This window comes from Salicibibacter halophilus, assembly GCF_006740705.1.
Lineage (GTDB): Bacteria > Bacillota > Bacilli > Bacillales > Marinococcaceae > Salicibibacter > Salicibibacter halophilus.
Genome location: NZ_CP035485.1, coordinates 2,045,996 through 2,064,366, shown reverse-complemented (window position 1 = coordinate 2,064,366; position 18,371 = coordinate 2,045,996). Strand labels below are relative to the sequence as shown.

At 49.0% G+C, this 18,371-nt stretch carries 15 protein-coding genes and 3 rRNA genes; 16 read left to right on the top strand and 2 right to left on the bottom strand.

Annotation, left to right across the window (positions count from 1 at the left end; genetic code table 11):
• Window position 1 precedes the first annotated feature (1 nt).
• The 7 genes from EPH95_RS10020 to EPH95_RS09990 all read left to right on the top strand — a co-directional run bounded on the left by EPH95_RS10020 (window position 2) and on the right by EPH95_RS09990 (window position 5,226).
• The gene (locus EPH95_RS10020; RefSeq protein WP_142089611.1) at window positions 2-802 is read left to right on the top strand and encodes an energy-coupling factor transporter transmembrane component T family protein; all 801 of its coding nucleotides are present in this window, start codon (window positions 2-4) and stop codon (window positions 800-802) included.
• A gap of 147 nt (window positions 803-949) precedes the next feature.
• Complete coding sequence (truA, locus tag EPH95_RS10015; protein WP_142089609.1) at window positions 950-1,699, top strand: tRNA pseudouridine(38-40) synthase TruA; 750 nt, start codon at window positions 950-952, stop codon at window positions 1,697-1,699.
• 163 nt (window positions 1,700-1,862) lie between these two features.
• The gene (gene rplM / locus EPH95_RS10010; RefSeq protein ID WP_142089606.1) at window positions 1,863-2,300 is read left to right on the top strand and encodes a 50S ribosomal protein L13; all 438 of its coding nucleotides are present in this window, start codon (window positions 1,863-1,865) and stop codon (window positions 2,298-2,300) included.
• Window positions 2,301-2,317: 17 nt separating this feature from the next.
• A complete protein-coding gene (gene rpsI, locus EPH95_RS10005) occupies window positions 2,318-2,710 on the top strand; it encodes a 30S ribosomal protein S9 (protein WP_142089604.1) in 393 nt (130 codons plus the stop codon).
• Between the two features lie 151 nt (window positions 2,711-2,861).
• A complete protein-coding gene (locus tag EPH95_RS10000; RefSeq protein ID WP_142089602.1) occupies window positions 2,862-3,293 on the top strand; it encodes a DUF2521 family protein in 432 nt (143 codons plus the stop codon).
• 67 nt (window positions 3,294-3,360) lie between these two features.
• A complete protein-coding gene (gene cwlD / locus EPH95_RS09995) occupies window positions 3,361-4,074 on the top strand; it encodes an N-acetylmuramoyl-L-alanine amidase CwlD (RefSeq protein ID WP_142089600.1) in 714 nt (237 codons plus the stop codon).
• A gap of 69 nt (window positions 4,075-4,143) precedes the next feature.
• Window positions 4,144-5,226, top strand: a complete 1,083-nt coding sequence (locus EPH95_RS09990) for an Mrp/NBP35 family ATP-binding protein (RefSeq protein ID WP_142089598.1) — start codon at window positions 4,144-4,146, stop codon at window positions 5,224-5,226.
• 38 nt (window positions 5,227-5,264) lie between these two features.
• On the opposite strand, the gene gerD is transcribed toward EPH95_RS09990, so the two are convergent.
• A complete protein-coding gene (gerD, locus tag EPH95_RS09985; protein WP_227003873.1) occupies window positions 5,265-5,918 on the bottom strand; it encodes a spore germination lipoprotein GerD in 654 nt (217 codons plus the stop codon).
• Window positions 5,919-6,058: 140 nt separating this feature from the next.
• Between gerD and EPH95_RS09980 the strand changes: the two genes are divergently transcribed.
• Together EPH95_RS09980 and EPH95_RS09975 are read left to right on the top strand one after the other, a co-directional pair.
• A complete protein-coding gene (locus EPH95_RS09980; RefSeq protein ID WP_142089594.1) occupies window positions 6,059-6,652 on the top strand; it encodes a KinB-signaling pathway activation protein in 594 nt (197 codons plus the stop codon).
• 68 nt (window positions 6,653-6,720) lie between these two features.
• Window positions 6,721-8,013: a lysine N(6)-hydroxylase/L-ornithine N(5)-oxygenase family protein gene (locus EPH95_RS09975; protein ID WP_142089592.1), complete on the top strand. Its 1,293-nt coding sequence runs from the start codon at window positions 6,721-6,723 to the stop codon at window positions 8,011-8,013.
• Window positions 8,014-8,059: 46 nt separating this feature from the next.
• On the opposite strand, the gene EPH95_RS09970 is transcribed toward EPH95_RS09975, so the two are convergent.
• A complete protein-coding gene (locus EPH95_RS09970) occupies window positions 8,060-8,815 on the bottom strand; it encodes a polysaccharide deacetylase family protein (protein WP_160141719.1) in 756 nt (251 codons plus the stop codon).
• Window positions 8,816-8,922: 107 nt separating this feature from the next.
• Between EPH95_RS09970 and EPH95_RS09965 the strand changes: the two genes are divergently transcribed.
• The 7 genes from EPH95_RS09965 (at window position 8,923) to EPH95_RS09940 (ending at window position 18,357) form a co-directional block, all read left to right on the top strand.
• Entirely contained in the window at window positions 8,923-9,159 is a 237-nt protein-coding gene (locus tag EPH95_RS09965) for a hypothetical protein (RefSeq protein ID WP_142089587.1), read from the top strand.
• Between the two features lie 310 nt (window positions 9,160-9,469).
• Window positions 9,470-11,027 (top strand): 16S ribosomal RNA (locus EPH95_RS09960).
• A gap of 195 nt (window positions 11,028-11,222) precedes the next feature.
• Window positions 11,223-14,585 (top strand): 23S ribosomal RNA (locus EPH95_RS09955).
• A 69-nt stretch (window positions 14,586-14,654) separates the two neighbouring features.
• Window positions 14,655-14,771: ribosomal RNA gene (rrf, locus tag EPH95_RS09950) — 5S ribosomal RNA — on the top strand.
• Together the 16S, 23S and 5S rRNA genes form the textbook arrangement of a ribosomal RNA operon.
• Before the next feature lie 74 nt (window positions 14,772-14,845).
• Window positions 14,846-15,007, top strand: coding sequence for a hypothetical protein (locus EPH95_RS18830; RefSeq protein WP_160141718.1), 162 nt, complete (start codon window positions 14,846-14,848; stop codon window positions 15,005-15,007).
• Window positions 15,008-15,050: 43 nt separating this feature from the next.
• A complete protein-coding gene (locus EPH95_RS09945) occupies window positions 15,051-16,838 on the top strand; it encodes an alpha/beta hydrolase family protein (protein ID WP_142089585.1) in 1,788 nt (595 codons plus the stop codon).
• 226 nt (window positions 16,839-17,064) lie between these two features.
• Window positions 17,065-18,357, top strand: coding sequence for a methyl-accepting chemotaxis protein (locus EPH95_RS09940; protein ID WP_160141717.1), 1,293 nt, complete (start codon window positions 17,065-17,067; stop codon window positions 18,355-18,357).
• The last annotated feature ends 14 nt before the right edge of the window (window positions 18,358-18,371 follow it).

The following is an 18,371-nucleotide window of genomic DNA, read 5'->3' as shown; positions in this document are numbered from 1 at the left end:
CATGTTGCAAAACATCGTTATCGGACAATATGTCCCCGTTTCATCACCCCTGCACAGGTTGGACTCGAGAGCGAAACTGTTATGTTTACTTGCCTTGGCCGGGATCGTATTTTTGGCCAATGAATTCTGGAGCTATAGTGCATTGCTGACAACCGTCGCGGCGTTTGTTCTGTTGTCACGCGTGCCATTGAAATTTTTTCTCAAGGGATTATTACCAGTATTTATATTAGTTATTTTCACGTTTCTTCTTCATGCTTTTTTTACGAATGAAGGGCAGGTTCTTTTTACGATCCTCGGCTTTTCCATCTATAGCGGCGGCATTGAGCAAGGGGCATTCATCGCTGTGCGAATTGGCGCGCTCGTCGTTTTTGCTTCCTTGTTGACATTAACGACCACACCGATCGATTTAACCGATGGATTTGAGTATTTTTTGCGTCCTTTTAAGCGGTTCGGGCTTCCTGCCCATGAAATGTCCTTGATGATGTCGATCAGCATTCGCTTGATTCCGACTTTATTGTTGGAAGCAGACCGAATATTGAAGGCACAGGCAGCGCGGGGAGCGGATTTCACAAAAGGATCGCTGAAAACGAGACTGGAAACCATGACAGCTTTTATCATCCCGCTATTCGTCCGTTCATTTAAACGGGCAGAGGACATGGCCACGGCGATGGACGCGCGTGGGTACCGAGGCGGAGAAGGAAGAACGAAATTGCGCGTGCTCCAATGGCGTTTTCAAGATGCCATTGCCTGCGTGGTTGTTATTGGTGTAGGCGTAGTCTTGGCGCTGTTGCGTGATGGTTAGTGGTTTATTGGCGACAGGTAGCGAGCAGATACGTTACGAGACATGTATTTTATAATTTATCAGCCGAAACAAACGTCTTATCAGCCATTTTGATCTGGAGGACAAAATGTTTGCACTCTGTTTTGGTACGTTGCGGAGGATACACCGATGGCACGTTGGAAAGCGACCATTGCTTATGATGGCTCGGGTTTCTCTGGCTGGCAGGAGCAGCCGGGAAAGCGAACCGTTCAAGGGGAGCTTGAAAAAGGGCTCACAAAATTGCATAAAGGCGAAAATAAAAAGGTGTTCGCGTCCGGGCGAACAGATGCCGATGTGCATGCCCGCGGCCAAGTCGTTCACTTTGACTCTTCTTTGCAAATCCCAAGTGCACGATGGCCACGAGCGTTTGACTCGGTGTTGCCGCGCGACATGCAGATGGTAAGCGTAGAACATGTAAATGACCATTTTCACGCCCGTTATGATGCTGAAGCAAAAGAGTATCGTTATCTTCTCCATGTTGGCTCCACACGCGATTTGTTTCAACGTCATTATGTGCATCATGTCTTTGCACATGCATTCGATCACGAAGCGGTGCAACGATCATTGCAACCATTGGTCGGCACGCATGATTTTTCGGCGTTTTGTGCGAACAATACGAATGTGGCAAGCAAAGTGAGAACGCTAAATGCCGTTAGTTATATGCAAGTCGGCGAAGGGGAATGGTGTTTCCGGTTTAACGGGAACGGTTTTCTTTATAATATGGCAAGGATCATCGTGGGGACAGCTATCGATATCGGAATGCGCCGTCTCGATGCTGAAGATATGAACCGTATCTTGCACGCCCGTGATCGCCGGCAAGCGGGAATGACCGCCCCCGGACGTGGCTTGTATTTATGGAATGTGCAATATGGGCCATAAATACGTTCATCATGCGGGTTGCGGCTAATTTTTTCATTTGACATCGCCGGGCGATTGTTATACGATGTTAGTTGGCATTTCGTCCTCCACTAGCCCCGGAGTCACGAAGATGATGAACGAAAAAATAGATGAAAAGCGATTGAACAAAGGAGGGAATCCCCCGATGCGTCAGACATTCATGGCCAAAGCAGAGGAAATCGAACGCAATTGGTACGTCGTCGATGCCGAAGGAAAAAGGCTCGGACGTTTGGCAACCGAAGTTGCAAGCATTTTGCGCGGGAAAAATAAACCGGAATTCACGCCGCATGTAGATACAGGTGATCATGTCATTATCATCAACGCGGAAAAGATTGAACTCACCGGCAACAAATTAACGGATAAAATGTATTATCGCCACAGCGGACATCCCGGTAGCTTAAAATCCACAAGAGCGCTGGAAATGCGTAAAAACAAACCGGTAAGAATGGTAGAACTTGCTGTGCAAGGCATGCTTCCGAAAAATGCACTCGGCCGGCAAACGATTAAAAAACTGCACGTATATGAAGGGCCAAATCATAAGCACGAAGCACAAAAACCGGAAAGCTACGAGCTGCGCGGATAACAAAAGGAGGGATTAAATTGGCATCATTGCAATATTACGGAACAGGACGCCGTAAAAACGCCGTCGCGCGAGTGTTCCTCTCGCCGGGAAACGGAAAAGTAACGATCAACAAACGCGAGATGGATGATTACTTCGATTACGAAACCCTTAGAACGGTCATGCAAAAACCGCTTGTGGAAACAGGCACCGATGGTCAATATGATTTAAAAATCACAACGAAAGGCGGCGGTTTCACCGGGCAAGCAGAAGCGATCCAGCTTGGTGTCGCGCGTGCCTTGTTGCAAGTTGACCCGGATTACCGGAAAGTGCTAAAAGACAATGGAATGCTCACACGTGATTCCAGAATGAAGGAACGGAAGAAATACGGCCTTAAAGGCGCCCGACGCGCACCGCAGTTCTCGAAGCGTTAAGAGCCGAAAAATGTTATGGATACAGCCATCAGGACAATCGCCTGTGTTGGCTGTATCTTTTTAGGTTTAATCAAATGTTTATTTACTGTCCTTGCATTCCCAGTCATGATTCCTCCGATTGAACCCCACACTAATCTTGAGGGGGGCAAGCATGGGATCAGTCGTGTCTTTTCAAGAGCACAAGCGTCTGAAGGATTGGGAAGTGGAGAAAAAATTATTGCACACACTGAGCATGGAAGATATGGTGTATGCTTCCGAAAAACACCTCATCCCCGCGTGTGGTGATTTTCAATTCCGGCACTCTTTTTTAGAAGAGATCTGCATGGATGTGGCGATTGAAACCTTTATCTTCTCGGCCAAACGTGGAATGTCGATGGCCAGAACCGGCAAACAACCGGATAAGGCTGCGGATGAAGAACAAATGAAACAGCGTGCGTCCGAGCTAAAAACGTTTATGATTGACTGGATTCAAGATGAGCACATGAATCGCGGTCAAATTGCAAATGGCGCTGAAGCCTATGTGCAACATTGGTGGCAGGTCGGTTTTAAGACAGGTGAGAATCGCGGGCAATTGCGTCTTTAGGCGGGCATACGCCCGTCCTTTTTTTCATAAGATGAACTATCCCTTAGAAAAAAGGATGTTCTTTTTTATGAAGAAAACAACATGGCTGGTCTCTCCCTTTTTGGCACTTGCCTTGATTGTCGGTATGTATAATATTTTTTCCGCTGAATGGTCAGAAAATACAAGTGGTTTGGATTTGCCGCTGAGCGGCCAAGTGATTGTGATCGACCCCGGTCATGGCGGAATTGACGGGGGATCGAGTTCCCGGGAAGGGCTCATGGAAGATGACGTGGCTTTAGAAATTTCTTTTAAGCTTAGAGATTATTTACAATCAGCAGGTGCGCTCGTGCTAATGACGAGGGAAGAGGATGTTGATTTAGCGGACACTTCCACGGAAGGTTTACGAAATCGTAAAGTGGAAGATCTGCAAAAGCGGGTACAATTGATTAACGAATCCGGAAGTGATTTTTTTATTAGTCTGCACCTGAATGCGGGATCTTCGGACTGGCGGGGTGCGCAGACGTTTTATAATCCTGCCTTTACCGAGAGTCAAAAGATGGCAGAAACCGTCCAGGGAGAATTGACGCGGCAGTTGGAAAATACAAATCGAAAGGCTGCGGGCGTGAATAACATATTCATGCTTGATTCCACGGAAATCCCCGGGTTGCTGATTGAAGCAGGTTTTCTGTCCAATCCCGATGAAGCCGGCCGTTTTGAAGACGAGGAATATCTCGATCAAATGGCAGCCTCCATATATCAAGGGTTGGCACGCCATGCTGATACTGAAAGGCGTTTCGATTAAATCCCATTCCCGAGGTGTGATATACTGGGGGCAATCCTCGAGTTCAACCTTAAAGGAAGGTGTTTTATAGTGGTACAAGAGCAAGACATTATGGATGTTTTAAAACAAATCCAAGATCCCGATCTGAAAAAAAGCATCGTAGAAACCGATGGGGTCCGGGATATACGCATAAAAGACGGCGACAATGTAAGCTTGAAGATTGCGTTGGCAAAAACAGGGACAGGAGCGCAAATGCAAGTGCAACAAGACATTGTGTCTGTTGTCAAAGAAGCCGGTGCATCCCAAGTAGGCCTGCGATTTGAGGAGCTTTCAAAAGAAGAAATGGAACAACACGGGGATGCGTCAGCGCAAGAAGAAGACGACGACGGGAGTCTCTTGAGCGAAAATAACCCGGTCAACTTTATCGCTGTTGCCAGTGGAAAAGGCGGCGTCGGTAAATCGACGGTTACGGTTAATTTGGCAGTGGCGCTTGCCCGCGAAGGAAAGAAAGTGGGCATTATTGACGCGGACATATATGGTTTCAGTGTCCCGGATATGATGGGCATTGAGAATCGCCCGACCGTTGAGGGAGACAAAATACATCCAGTCGAACGCTATGGTGTTAAAGTTATCTCCATGGGCTTTTTCGTTGAAGATAATGCTCCCGTCATTTGGCGTGGACCGATGCTCGGAAAAATGTTAACCAACTTTTTCAATGAAGTCACATGGGGAGACTTGGATTATCTCATTTTGGACTTGCCTCCGGGAACGGGCGATGTTGCGCTTGATGTCCATTCAATGCTTCCTGAGTCCGATGAGATTATCGTCACGACTCCGCACGCGACCGCAGCGTTTGTTGCTGCACGCGCAGGCGCGATGGCGATCAAGAGCAACCACCGTGTGCTAGGGGTCGTTGAAAACATGGCTTATTATGAGAGCAAGTCAGGGGAAAAAGAATATGTATTCGGCCAAGGCGGCGGTGAACGTTTAAGCGAAGAGCTTAAAGCCGATTTGCTCGGCCAGATCCCGTTGGGACAACCCACCATTGATGATGACGACTTTGCCCCTTCCGTTTATGAAAGAGAACATCCGAACGGAAAAATATATGAAAACATCGCCAACCAGATCATTGAAAAGAAAGAAGAAAATCGGGTAAAATCGCCATTTGAATAAAAAGGAAGGCGGGGCCAATGGTTGCCTCGCCTTCTCGTTTATCCTCCTATTCCGCTGCCGCTACTTTCGCCTTGTTCACCTTCTTGCCCGCTTTCTTCCTGGTTATCGCCGCCACCACTGCTTTCCTCTTGTGAATCCCCCTCTCCTTCTTGTTGCTGCTGTTCCATTAAATCGGAGAGTTGTTGTTGGAAATTAGGGTTGTCAAACGCCTCCTCGATGGCGGTTTGCATCTCCTCACGGAAGGTTTTGCTTTTCAATAATTTCACATGCTCTTGTTGCATCTCCGGGTCTTGCATCACCTCCATCATCATCTGTTGATATTCCGGGTCTTTCATTAAGCGTTTTAATAGCTCTTCATTTTCTTGTTGCATGCTGGTGGCGATATTTTGTTGAAAATCTGGTTGTTGCATGACCTGTTGAAAATATTGTTGTCCGTCCTCTGATGTCAACGTCGTTTGCACGGTATCTTGGACAAAATCTTGCTCCATAAGAATGGATTCTTGTACGTCTTCGTCCGTTAAAATTTCCTCCAAGGCTGCTTTTCCATCTTCGGTTTTTAGCACATCGATGACCATTTCTTTTGTATTCTCAAATTCTTGGGGTTCGTTCCCGGCTGAGTTCCCTTGGTTTTGCAAGGCTGCACAACCGCTCATAAATATTAGGAGTACAATAAGAAAAAACGCTCGCTTCACATCCAAAGCCGCTCCCCCTTTTTTTCTTTCTTTTTATACTACTATGAAGCATTCCGTGACAAATTATGCAACGACTGGTGTTTTGCGTGCTCGATTGATACAATCATGATGGTGTGATTATAAAGTAAGGAATGATTTTGGTGAACTCCAGAAAAGTCGTTTTTTTATTTTTCTCGACGATGTTAGTAGGTGCCTTTGGCGGAGCGATCGCTGGCACTGTTCTATATGACCCTCTTTTTGCAGAGGGTGGCTTTTGGAATTTCATTTTCGGGTTTATTTGGTTATTGGGCATTGGCGCGGCAGTTAGCGCGATAGCGCAGATGGGTTATTTTGCGTACTTGCTGCTAAACCGGCTTGCTTTATCGCTGTTTAAGACGAAGAAACTTTGGAACCGGGTACAGCTTTTCTTAATCGCTTTTGTATTCTTTGATCTGTTTTATTTTCGTTATCTCGCTTATGCAACCGAGGATGAAACGATTTGGGGGTATTTGATTACGCCTACATTGTTGCTTATCTTTGCGGCGATTGTCGCGTATTTCAAACAGCGGGAAACCCATAGGAGGGCGTTCATCCCTGCCTTTTTCTTTATGTATGTCATTACGACGATTGAATGGCTGCCCGCGCTCATCATTCCCGAAGTCAATGATAGCAGTTGGCTCTGGATTTATCTTGTGCCGTTGTTATGCGCAAACACGTATCAGTTGATGTTGCATCATCGTTTGCAAAACGATTAGCGCGTTTAGGCAATAGGGGGTTCGGGAAAACTAAGAGGAAAGCTTAATCAGAAGGGATAAAAGAAACCATGGCTAAAGAGATCTATGACGTCATCGGCATCGGGATCGGACCGTTTAATCTCGGGCTAGCCGCGTTAATAGAAGAAGGAGCTCCCGATTTAAAGGCGCGCTTTCTCGAAAAGGAACCGACATTTGAATGGCATCCGGGGATGTTGATTGACCAGGCGGATTTGCAAGTATCTTTTTTGGCAGATTTAGTTACTTTTGCCAATCCGAAAAGCAAATACACATTTTTAAACTACTTACACGAACATGGCCGCTTGCTTTCTTTTTATTTTTTCAAGAAATTCAACATCCCGAGGCTGGAATACAATGCGTATTGCCAGTGGACCGCCGGCTCCTTGGGCAACTGCACGTTTGGGCATGAAGTAACGAACGTTACCTATGACCGTAAACAAGGATATTATGTAATTGAAGGAAAAAATTCGGAGACGTTGTATGCCCGTCATTTAACGCTTGGAACGGGAAGCATCCCATTAGTCCCGCCGCCGCTTGAAGGGAAAACGAATGAGGATGTCATTCATTCAAGTGATTATTTATATCATGAAAATGGATTAAAACATTCCGGTGCCATCACGGTTGTTGGTTCGGGACAGAGTGCCGCCGAGATTTTCTATGACTTGTTGCAAGACCAAGAAAGATATGGATATACATTGACATGGTACACGCGATCCCCGGGTTTTTTTCAATTGGAAGAAAGTAGCATCGGCCAGGAACTATTTTCGCCTGAGTATGTGGATTATTTTCATGGCCTTTCGTATGACGATCGCCAACAGGCGTTAGAGTTTTTGGATCCGTTACGAAACGGTGTGCAGAAAAAAACGTTATTGGAAATTTACGAATTGCTCTACCATCGCTCCGTGGAACGAAAGCGATCGCCGGCAAAGATTCAGGCGTTAACGGAAGTCAATGATGTGAAGGCTTCCGGCAACCATTACATTCTATCCTGCCGGCAATGGCAAAAGGAGCAGGAATTCGAGCACCGAACGGAAAAGGTCGTTCTTGCGACCGGATATAAACCGCTCGTGCCTGATTGGCTGGAGAAAATGGGGGACGAATTGGAGTGGGAGAGCGAAAAGGAGTTTAAAGTAACAAGGGATTACCGGCTTGTTTTCAAAGACGAGCGCCCGAATCACTTATTTTCGTTAACGAATCTCGAGCACTCCCATGGAACGAGTGCCACCAATCTTGCCCTGTCTGTCAAACGAAACCAACATATCGTCAATTTGCTGACGGGAGAAGAAACGTACCCTGTTTATCGCGACAATTTGTTCCAGCAATTTATGGAAAGTGATGAATAGAAAAAAGGTCGAACACACTGGTGATCCGACCTTTTCGACTCCCGTTTTATAACTCCTCATAATTTGTTTCTGCGCCGCTCATTAATGCTTCAATAGAAGTAAAATTGTAATCGTCGTTGTGCAACTCGTCGATAATTTTTGGCAAAGCTTCTGCCGTTTGTTTTGCCGAATCAGAAGCGTCAAGCATAATGACATCGCCGGGGCCGACACTTTCCATTAAGTTCGATACGATCCGGTCAGCGCCCGGGTTTTGCCAGTCCTTTCCATCCGCCCCCCAGTGAATAACGGAATAGTCCATTTGCTCGGCGGCTTCCAGCACTTCCGTATCAAATATTCCTGCCGGTGGACGGAAGAAGACAGGGGATTCGCCTGTTGCTTCTTCAATCGTATTATGCCCCTCTCGCATATCCTTGCGCATGTCTTCGTTGTCCCGATCGGGATATGGCTTGAATTGAAACCCGTAGTTGCCAATGTCATGCCCTTCTTCAAGCATGCGATCCAATAATTCGGTATGGCGTTCTGCCCACACACCTGACACGAAGAAAGCAGCTGTCGTTTCTTTTTCTTGAAGGGTGTCCAAAATGGGTTCTACATGCTCCTCCCCCCAGCTGACATTAAAGGTAAGCGCAACTTCCCGCTCGTCGGTCTCCGCACTTGAAAAAGCCGATGGCCCATCTTCTTCGGTGAATACTGCGATAAATGGCTTTTCTAACAAAATTAAACAAGCGGCACAAAAAGCAATGGCTGCTATAAAAATGTACTGCGCCCCTTTTCTTCTGTTAATTACCCAAAACTGTGCCAATCGTTTCCCCCCTTGCAAGCAAAATCTACTCGATATACCTGGGATATATATATGCGAAGAAGGACAAGATATAACTAAGATTCTGACCATAAATGGGGGGGCTAACAATGTTTGGGATGGCTTTAAAGAAAAAAGAAGCGGAAGAAATCATTTACTTGTTAAAAAAAGAAATGGATGACGTGTATGAGGATCTTCATGATCGCTCCGTGGAGGGATGTGTGAAACGTGCAATCGAAGAAAAATACTCCCTATTATTTAGTGTCTACCGGAGAATGGTCCCCGCCACAGAGAGCTTAAAGTATGATCTTGCGATTAAGGAAAAAAGAAACGTAAAAAAATCATAAAACCCCCTTGCATGATTATTGTGTACATGATAAATTATAAATCCGTCGCAATCAGTCAGGCTATTTCGGTTGAAAAAATATCGAAAAAAACGGTTGACGCAATGATTGTGCGATGATATATTGATCAATGTCGCTTTGAAAGGCGAACATTTCGATAAAAAATGCCTCTTGACACAAAAGACGGCATTTGCTAGAATAAATGAGTCGCTTTGCCCTTTGAAAACTGAATGAAAAAGCCAAGCGAACGTTAAAGAAATGATTGAAAGTAACGAGTCAGCGTGCCGCACACCCCGTGTGCGAAGCGGAACTTTTTATGGAGAGTTTGATCCTGGCTCAGGACGAACGCTGGCGGCGTGCCTAATACATGCAAGTCGAGCGGGCCTCCGGAGGTGCTTGCACCTCCGGAAGGCCAGCGGCGGACGGGTGAGTAACACGTGGGCAACCTGCCTTTGAGCCCGGGATAACACCGGGAAACCGGTGCTAATACCGGATGCGTCCTCTTTCGTGCCTGCGAGAGGGGAGAAAGACGGTCTTCGGGCCGTCGCTCAAAGAGGGGCCCGCGGCGCATTAGCTGGTTGGTGGGGTAAGGGCCTACCAAGGCGACGATGCGTTGCCGACCTGAGAGGGTGATCGGCCACACTGGGACTGAGACACGGCCCAGACTCCTGCGGGAGGCAGCAGTAGGGAATCATCCGCAATGGGCGAAAGCCTGACGGTGCAACGCCGCGTGAGTGAGGAAGGTTTTCGGATCGTAAAGCTCTGTTGTGAGGGAAGAACAGCTTCCGGAGGAAATGCCGGAGGTTTGCCGGTACCTCACCAGAAAGCCCCGGCTAACTACGTGCCAGCAGCCGCGGTAATACGTAGGGGGCAAGCGTTGTCCGGAATTATTGGGCGTAAAGGGCACGCAGGCGGTACGGCAAGTCTGATGTGAAAGGCCGGCGCTCAACGCCGGAATGGCATTGGAAACTGCCGCACTTGAGTACAGAAGAGGAGAGTGGAATTCCACGTGTAGCGGTGAAATGCGTAGAGATGTGGAGGAACACCAGTGGCGAAGGCGACTCTCTGGTCTGTGACTGACGCTGAGGTGCGAAAGCGTGGGGAGCGAACAGGATTAGATACCCTGGTAGTCCACGCCGTAAACGTTGAGTGCTAGGTGTTAGGGGTTTCGATACCCGTAGTGCCGAAGCAAACGCAATAAGCACTCCGCCTGGGGAGTACGACCGCAAGGTTGAAACTCAAAGGAATTGACGGGGGCCCGCACAAGCGGTGGAGCATGTGGTTTAATTCGAAGCAACGCGAAGAACCTTACCAGGCCTTGACATCCTCTGGCCGCCTTGGAGACAAGGTTTTCCCTTTTGGGACAGAGTGACAGGTGGTGCATGGTTGTCGTCAGCTCGTGTCGTGAGATGTTGGGTTAAGTCCCGTAACGAGCGCAACCCTTGAATGTCGTTGCCAGCATTAAGTTGGGCACTCGACATTGACTGCCGGTGACAAACCGGAGGAAGGCGGGGATGACGTCAAATCATCATGCCCCTTATGGCCTGGGCGACACACGTGCTACAATGGACGGTACAATGGGCCGCGAAGCCGCGAGGTGGAGCCAATCCCCAGAAAAGCCGTTCTCAGTTCGGATTGCAGGCTGCAACTCGCCTGCATGAAGCTGGAATCGCTAGTAATCGCGGATCAGCATGCCGCGGTGAATACGTTCCCGGGCCTTGTACACACCGCCCGTCACACCACGAGAGCCGGCAACACCCGAAGTCGGTGAGGCAACCTTTGGGAGCCAGCCGCCGAAGGTGGGGCCGGTGATTGGGGTGAAGTCGTAACAAGGTATCCCTACCGGAAGGTGGGGATGGATCACCTCCTTTCTAAGGAGCCCATCGGCCTCTCCGAGCGAGAGGCCGGAGGCAAGCGCTTCGGCTTTTCATTCAGTTTTGAGCGGGCAACTGCTCAAGAGACGTTCTTTGAAAACTGAATAACGCGAGAAAGCGAAAACGACACACACACCGGGTGTCACGAAGAGACACGAACGTGTTTCTTAGAAAAGCCCCATTCCTGCATGTGGTTAAACAAGGAAGGGCGCACGGTGGATGCCTTGGCACTAGGCGCCGATGAAGGACGGGACGAACACCGATATGCTTCGGGGAGCTGTAAGTATGCTTGGATCCGGAGATGTCCGAATGGGGGAACCCCTTCTCCGTCATGGGAGAAGATCATCTGCCCAACTAATTAAGCAGATGAAGGCAGACCCGGCGAACTGAAACATCTTAGTAGCCGGAGGAAGAGAAAGCAAACGCGATTTCCTGAGTAGCGGCGAGCGAAACGGAAGCGAGCCCAAACCGGACGGCTTGCCGTCCGGGGTTGAAGGACACGCCATACGGAGTGACAAAGGGGCGGCGTAGCGGAAGCGGCTTGGAACGGTCCGCCATAGCAGGTAAGAGCCCTGTACGCGAAACGCTGCCCTCTCCGGCGTGGATCCTGAGTACGGCGGGACACGAGAAACCCCGTCGGAAGCAGGGAGGCCCATCTCCCAAGGCTAAATACGACCTAGTGACCGATAGTGAACCAGTACCGTGAGGGAAAGGTGAAAAGCACCCCGGGAGGGGAGTGAAAGAGAACCTGAAACCGTGTGCCTACAGGTGGTCAGAGCCCGTTCATGGGTGATGGCGTGCCTTTTGTAGAATGAACCGGCGAGTGACGATGGCGTGCGAGGTTAAGTTGAAGAGACGGAGCCGCAGCGAAAGCGAGTCTGAAGTGGGCGCGAAGTACGTCGACGTCGACCCGAAACCGTGTGATCTACCCATGTCCAGGGTGAAGGTCGGGTAACACCGACTGGAGGCCCGAACCCACGTAAGTTGAAAATTACGGGGATGAGGGGTGGGTAGGGGTGAAATGCCAATCGAACACGGAGATAGCTGGTTCTCCCCGAAATAGCTTTAGGGCTAGCCTCGGAGGAAGAGTCCTGGAGGTAGAGCACGGATTGGATGAGGGGTCCCCACAGGATTACCGAGTTCAGTCAAACTCCGAATGCCAGCGACTTGGTTTCCGGGAGTCAGACGGCGAGTGCTAAGATCCGTCGTCAAGAGGGAAACAGCCCGGACCACCGGCTAAGGTCCCCAAGTATGGATTAAGTGGGAAAGGATGTGGCGTTGCTTAGACAACCAGGATGTTGGCTTAGAAGCAGCCATCATTGAAAGAGTGCGTAATAGCTCACTGGTCGAGTGACGCTGCGCCGAAAATGTACCGGGGCTAAATCCATCACCGAAGCCGTGGATGTTAGAGGTGGGAAGTGAGACGTGAGAAGTGGGAAAAGGAGATAAAGATGATTAAAACGTATCGAGATTTAAGGGTATATGAACTATCATACAATCTCGGGAAAGATATTCATCAAGTGACTCATCAATTCCCTGATTATGAAAGGTTTGAGTTAGGAAGACAGCTAAGAAGAGCTTCCACATCGATCCCTTTAAATTTGGCCGAGGGATATGGAAAAAAGGAATCTACGGCTGATTTTAAGCGATTTATATTGATTGCTTTAGGGTCATGTAATGAGGTCCAAGTTTTACTCGAATACGCAAGGGATTTTGCTTATATGTCCAATGATAGTTTCGAGAGACTATGGGATCAATACGAACAACTAGGCAAACAACTGTCTGTTCTTCATCAAAAGTGGAAGTAGTTGGTTTTGAATTTCTCACACCTCTCACATCTGACCTCTCACCTCTAGCATGGTAGGGGAGCGTTCGGTGTGCCGGGAAGGCCGACCGTGAGGACGGCTGGAGCGCACCGAAGTGAGAATGCCGGTATGAGTAGCGAAAAGAAGGGTGAGAATCCCTTCCGTCGAAAACCTAAGGTTTCCTGAGGAAGGCTCGTCCGCTCAGGGTTAGTCGGGACCTAAGCCGAGGCCGAAAGGCGTAGGCGATGGATAACTGGTGGAAATTCCAGTACCACCGATGGCTGTCAGACCGAAGGGGGGACGCAGAAAGGTAGGGCGAGCGCGCTGATGGAGAAGCGCGTCGAAGCGACCGAGGCTGTTGGGCAGGCAAATCCGCCCAACGTGAAGGCTGAGGCGTGACCGCGAGGGAAATGAAGTACCGAAGTCCCCGATCCTCCGCTGCCGAGAAAAGCCTCTAGGAAGGGCATCGGTGCCCGTACCGCAAACCGACACAGGTAGGTGGGATGAGAATTCTAAGACGCGCGGGAGAACTCTCGTTAAGGAACTCGGCAAAATGACCCCGTAACTTCGGGAGAAGGGGTGCTCCTTGGGGTTGATAGCCCCGGGGAGCCGCAGTGACAAGGCCCAAGCGACTGTTTACCAAAAACACAGGTCTCTGCGAAGTCGAAAGACGAAGTATAGGGGCTGACACCTGCCCGGTGCTGGAAGGTTAAGAGGAGGGCTTAGCGCTTAGGCGCGAAGGTCCGAATTGAAGCCCCAGTAAACGGCGGCCGTAACTATAACGGTCCTAAGGTAGCGAAATTCCTTGTCGGGTAAGTTCCGACCCGCACGAAAGGTGCAACGACTTGGGCACTGTCTCAACGAGAGACCCGGTGAAATTATATGACCTGTGAAGATGCAGGTCCCCCGCGACTGGACGGAAAGACCCCATGGAGCTTTACTGTAGCTTGATATTGGGTTTTCGTATCGCTTGTACAGGATAGGCAGGAGCCAAGGAACCCGGAGCGCCAGCTTCGGAGGAGGCGCCGGTGGGATACTGCCCTTGCGATATGAACATCCTAACCTCGAACCGTGAGCCGGTTCAGGGACAGTGTCTGGTGGGCAGTTTGACTGGGGCGGTCGCCTCCCAAACAGTAACGGAGGCGCCCCAAGGTTCCCTCAGAATGGTTGGAAATCATTCGCAGCGTGCAAAGGCAGAAGGGAGCTTGACTGCGAGACAGACAGGTCGAGCAGGGACGAAAGTCGGGCTTAGTGATCCGGCGGCACCGCATGGAAGGGCCGTCGCTCAACGGATAAAAGCTACCCTGGGGATAACAGGCTAATCTCCCCCAAGAGTCCACATCGACGGGGAGGTTTGGCACCTCGATGTCGGCTCATCGCATCCTGGGGCTGAAGTCGGTCCCAAGGGTTGGGCTGTTCGCCCATTAAAGCGGTACGCGAGCTGGGTTCAGAACGTCGTGAGACAGTTCGGTCCCTATCCGTCGCGGGCGCAGGAAATTTGAGAGGAGCTGTCCTTAGTACGAGAGGACCGGGATGGACACACCGCTGGTGTACCAGTTGTTCCGCCAGGAGCATGGCTGGGTAGCTACGTGTGGATCGGATAAGTGCTGAAAGCATCTAAGCACGAAGCCGGCCTCAAGATGAGATTTCCCGAGAGACCCCTTAAAGACGATAAGGTAGATAGGTCTGAGGTGGACGCGTGGCGACACGTGGAGCTGACAGATACTAATCGGTCCAACGGTTTATCCACCCGAATGGGTGGCACCCGGGTGTCGATCGCTGAAGCGTTATTCAGTTTTGGGAGAATGTCTCCCCATCGTCAGGTGGCGATAGCGAAGAGGCCCCACCCGTTCCCATGCCGAACACGGAAGTTAAGCTCTTCAGCGCCGATGGTAATCGGGCGGAAACGCCCCGTGAGCGTAGGACGTCGCCTGGCAATTGAAAAGACCGACTCGGAGGTATTCTCCGGGTCGGTTTTTTAATGGAAAAAAAACGTATTGTCGTGTAAAAGTGCCAGATTCCACGGCAAAAGTGACAGAATACCACCGGAAAGTGACAGAATACCGCTGGAAAGTGCCAGATTCCAGGCTACTCCGGGCGATCGGGCCGACGTTGGAACGGCGCCCATCGCCCGGCGCCCAGCCCACCCCAGTATCGTTTTTTAATGTTTAGAAGTATTGTATAATGAAGGAAACGAACGAAGCGTGGTGCAATTATGGTCGAGAACGTGGAAGTGAGTCAATTTTTGCAAGTAGCGAAAGTCTCCGGACCGGCATTTGATCCGGTGGAAAATCGATTATCTTTTATCACCGATGCGGAGACAGGGCTTCCGCAATTATGGTCGTATGATTTTATTACAGGACATAAAATGCAAGTGCTTAACACTGATGACCGGGTGATGTTTATGAACTATCTTCCGGACTCATCCGCGCGCATCATTGGCATGGATGCAAATGGAAATGAGCGTAAGCAACTGTACCTGGCAGATACCCGGAATAACCTCCATCGGCTTACTCCTGATGACAATGCGATTTATCAGTATGGCGGAGCATCTTCAGATGGTCGCTGGATCGCTTGGGCCAGTAATGAAAGACGTCCTGCCTATTACGATCTCTATATTGCAGAGATTGCTTCCGGAAAAATTCATATGGTTTACGAGGGCAATGCGACTTATAATATTATGACTTGGCATCCTGACGGCAAGCATTTGCTTGTCCAGGAAAAGTTCACGAATCTTTATAACTGTCTAGGTTTATTGGATCTTTCCGATGGTACCATCGAGTGGATCACGCCCCGCCACATATACGCGTCCTACAGCAATCCTACGTTTAGCAAAGACGGAAAAACGCTTTATATCATAAGCAATCGCGATCGGGAGTTCAAGTCCCTAGCAAAAATAAATATGGCGAGCTATGAACTTACATGGTTGTACGAGCACGATTGGGATGCAGGGAACTTAACGATGGATCAAATGGGAACGAAACTCGCGTATACGACGAATGAAGCAGGCAGCTATCGAGGTTGGCTCTATGACTTGGAAGATGATCAGTTTATGGATTGGAACGTCGGCATGGGAACGATCGGGGATTTATCATTTAACACGGACGGATCGAAACTTGTGTTTATTTTCAATGGTCCGACGTCAACAGCGGACGTATGGACGTTGGAAACATCGCAATTAAAAATAAACAGGCTGCACTGCACGTCAACAACACCGTCGTTTGAAGATAACCTCCGAAAGCCTAACGTTTATAAAATACATTCATTTGATGGTCTTGAAATCCCTTCTTTTCTCTATATGCCAACGAATCTTAAAGAGAAAGCTCCATTGGTATTTTGGGTCCATGGAGGACCGGAAAGTCAAACGAAAGCCGAATATCACCCAGTTATTCAATGTTTGGTGAACCTCGGCTATATCATCTGTGCCCCCAATGTTCGCGGCAGCCGCGGTTACGGGCGCACATACATTCAATTGGACGACGTTCGTAAACGCATGGATTCAGTGCAAGACCTGGTCGAAATCGCTGATGCTTTGAAAAAAGAACCAGAGGTCGATGAACATCGGGTGGCCGTCACCGGGCGCAGTTATGGCGGTTTCATGGTGCTTGCCGCGGTAAGTCACTATCCTAATGTGTTTAACGCCGGCATATCGCTCGTCGGCATTTCCAGCTTTCGTACGTTCCTTGAGAACACCGGTCCGTGGCGCCGGAAACTACGCGAAATCGAATATGGCACTATTGAAGAAGACGGTGCGTTTTTTGATCAAATCGACCCGATTCATCACACCGATCGCATTACCGCGCCATTGCTCGTTTCCCACGGCGCCAATGACCCAAGGGTTCCGATCGCGGAAACCGAGCAAATGATCACGGATCTAAGAGCAAGAAATCACCCCATCGATTATATCCGTTTTGAAGATGAAGGACATGGCATCGTGAAAATGAAAAATCAGATCAGGGCATACACGGGAATGGTGGAGTTTTTGGAGAAGCATTTTAACTAAAGGAAGTGGACAAATTACACCTATTGCGCAGTCAGTATGTTTATGAAGAACTTCAGGAAAGATGATCCTTTCGCTCAAACACTTCTTGATCATCAGCGGCCAACTGTGGCCGCTTTAATTTTTTCATCAAATGTTTAATTAAATAAAGCAAAAGTATCAGATAAGCTTGCCGTTTATGTATAAATAAAGTAAAATATAGGCAAAAAGAATGATGAAGGTGAACATTATGAATCGTGGACGTTTTCGGTTTGGCATTCGCAACAAATTGATTTTGGGTGTGACTGGAATTTCGTTTCTTACATATGGTGTAAGTGCGCTTATTATTTTTTTTCTATCTGATGTCTTCGCGGGTCGCTTGGGTATTTCCGAGGACGGGCTGATTCTAGCCGTTCTGTTGCTTGGGCTGGCTTGGAACGCGGTGTTTGCCTTTTTGCTCGCGCCCGTGATCACGAAACCGATCGGATTGGTGACGGATGCCGCGAGGCTAACGGCTGAAGGAAACATTCAAGCAAAGGTCTCCGTGACCAAGTCCGATGATGAACTGCGAGACCTTGCACTCGCTTTTAATGAAATGAGTCAAAACCTTCGGGTCATCGTGCAAGAGATCGATCACCATTCAACACATACCCATGCACGGGCAGATGAGTTGTCCGCTTCGGCCCAAGAAGTTGCGAACCGTTCGGAAGAAATCGCCGGCACCGTTGGAGAGATTGCGTCCGGGGCGGAAAATTCGGCCCAAGCCATTCAATCCATTGCCGAATCGATGGAAGATATCACAAAAATCGCCGATGATGTTCATCATCGGGCCACTTCTTCAAAAGAAGCATCAGCGGAAATGGTAACCATTTTACAAAAAAGCCGTGAAAATACACTTTCCCTTTGGGACGGAATCAATGAAATGGAAAACAGAAGCGAGAAATCTTTGGAAGCGTTGGCTAAACTTGAAGCAGGCGCACGGGAAGTCGAGGAAATCATCAATCTTGTCGGAGACATCGCAGATCAGACAAATTTACTTGCCTTAAATGCTTCCATTGAAGCGGCAAGGGCCGGGGAACATGGCAGAGGGTTTGCGGTGGTCGCAAATGAGGTCAGAAACCTCGCGGATGAAAGTTCGTCCGCTGTCCGGAATGTAACGACGCTGATTAAAAATATCCAGGCTGATGTAAGCCGGGTCGCCACAGAGATTGAAACCCAAGTGGAAATATCGGGCCGGGAAGCTTCCAAAGGCACAAACACAAAATACGTCATCGACAACCTTGTCTCTTCCGTCACCAATGTTGCCGAATCCGTCGAAACGATTACACAGCTTGTGGGGGAGCAAAGAGAGGCGGTTCAGCAGACCTCCCATCAGTCACAGGAAGTGGCCGCGATTGCCGAGGAAACATCTGCAGGCGCCCAACAAGTAACGGCAACAAGCGAATCGCAAAGCGAGATGATCAGCGCCAGTGCGGAAACAGCATCCGCGTTAGCAAAGCAAGCGGAAGATTTGCAAAAAACGATTGCAAAATTTTCTACCTAACCTCCGTATAAGAA

Bases quoted from the DNA above. Each gene is read 5' to 3' on its own strand.
- EPH95_RS10020 (WP_142089611.1), top strand. From the start codon at position 2: ATGTTGCAAAACATCGTTATCGGACAATATGTCCCCGTTTCATCACCC.
- truA (WP_142089609.1), top strand. From the start codon at position 950: ATGGCACGTTGGAAAGCGACCATTGCTTATGATGGCTCGGGTTTCTCT.
- rplM (WP_142089606.1), top strand. From the start codon at position 1,863: ATGCGTCAGACATTCATGGCCAAAGCAGAGGAAATCGAACGCAATTGG.
- EPH95_RS10000 (WP_142089602.1), top strand. From the start codon at position 2,862: ATGGGATCAGTCGTGTCTTTTCAAGAGCACAAGCGTCTGAAGGATTGG.
- cwlD (WP_142089600.1), top strand. From the start codon at position 3,361: ATGAAGAAAACAACATGGCTGGTCTCTCCCTTTTTGGCACTTGCCTTG.
- EPH95_RS09975 (WP_142089592.1), top strand. From the start codon at position 6,721: ATGGCTAAAGAGATCTATGACGTCATCGGCATCGGGATCGGACCGTTT.
- EPH95_RS09965 (WP_142089587.1), top strand. From the start codon at position 8,923: ATGTTTGGGATGGCTTTAAAGAAAAAAGAAGCGGAAGAAATCATTTAC.
- EPH95_RS09945 (WP_142089585.1), top strand. From the start codon at position 15,051: ATGGTCGAGAACGTGGAAGTGAGTCAATTTTTGCAAGTAGCGAAAGTC.
- EPH95_RS09940 (WP_160141717.1), top strand. From the start codon at position 17,065: ATGAATCGTGGACGTTTTCGGTTTGGCATTCGCAACAAATTGATTTTG.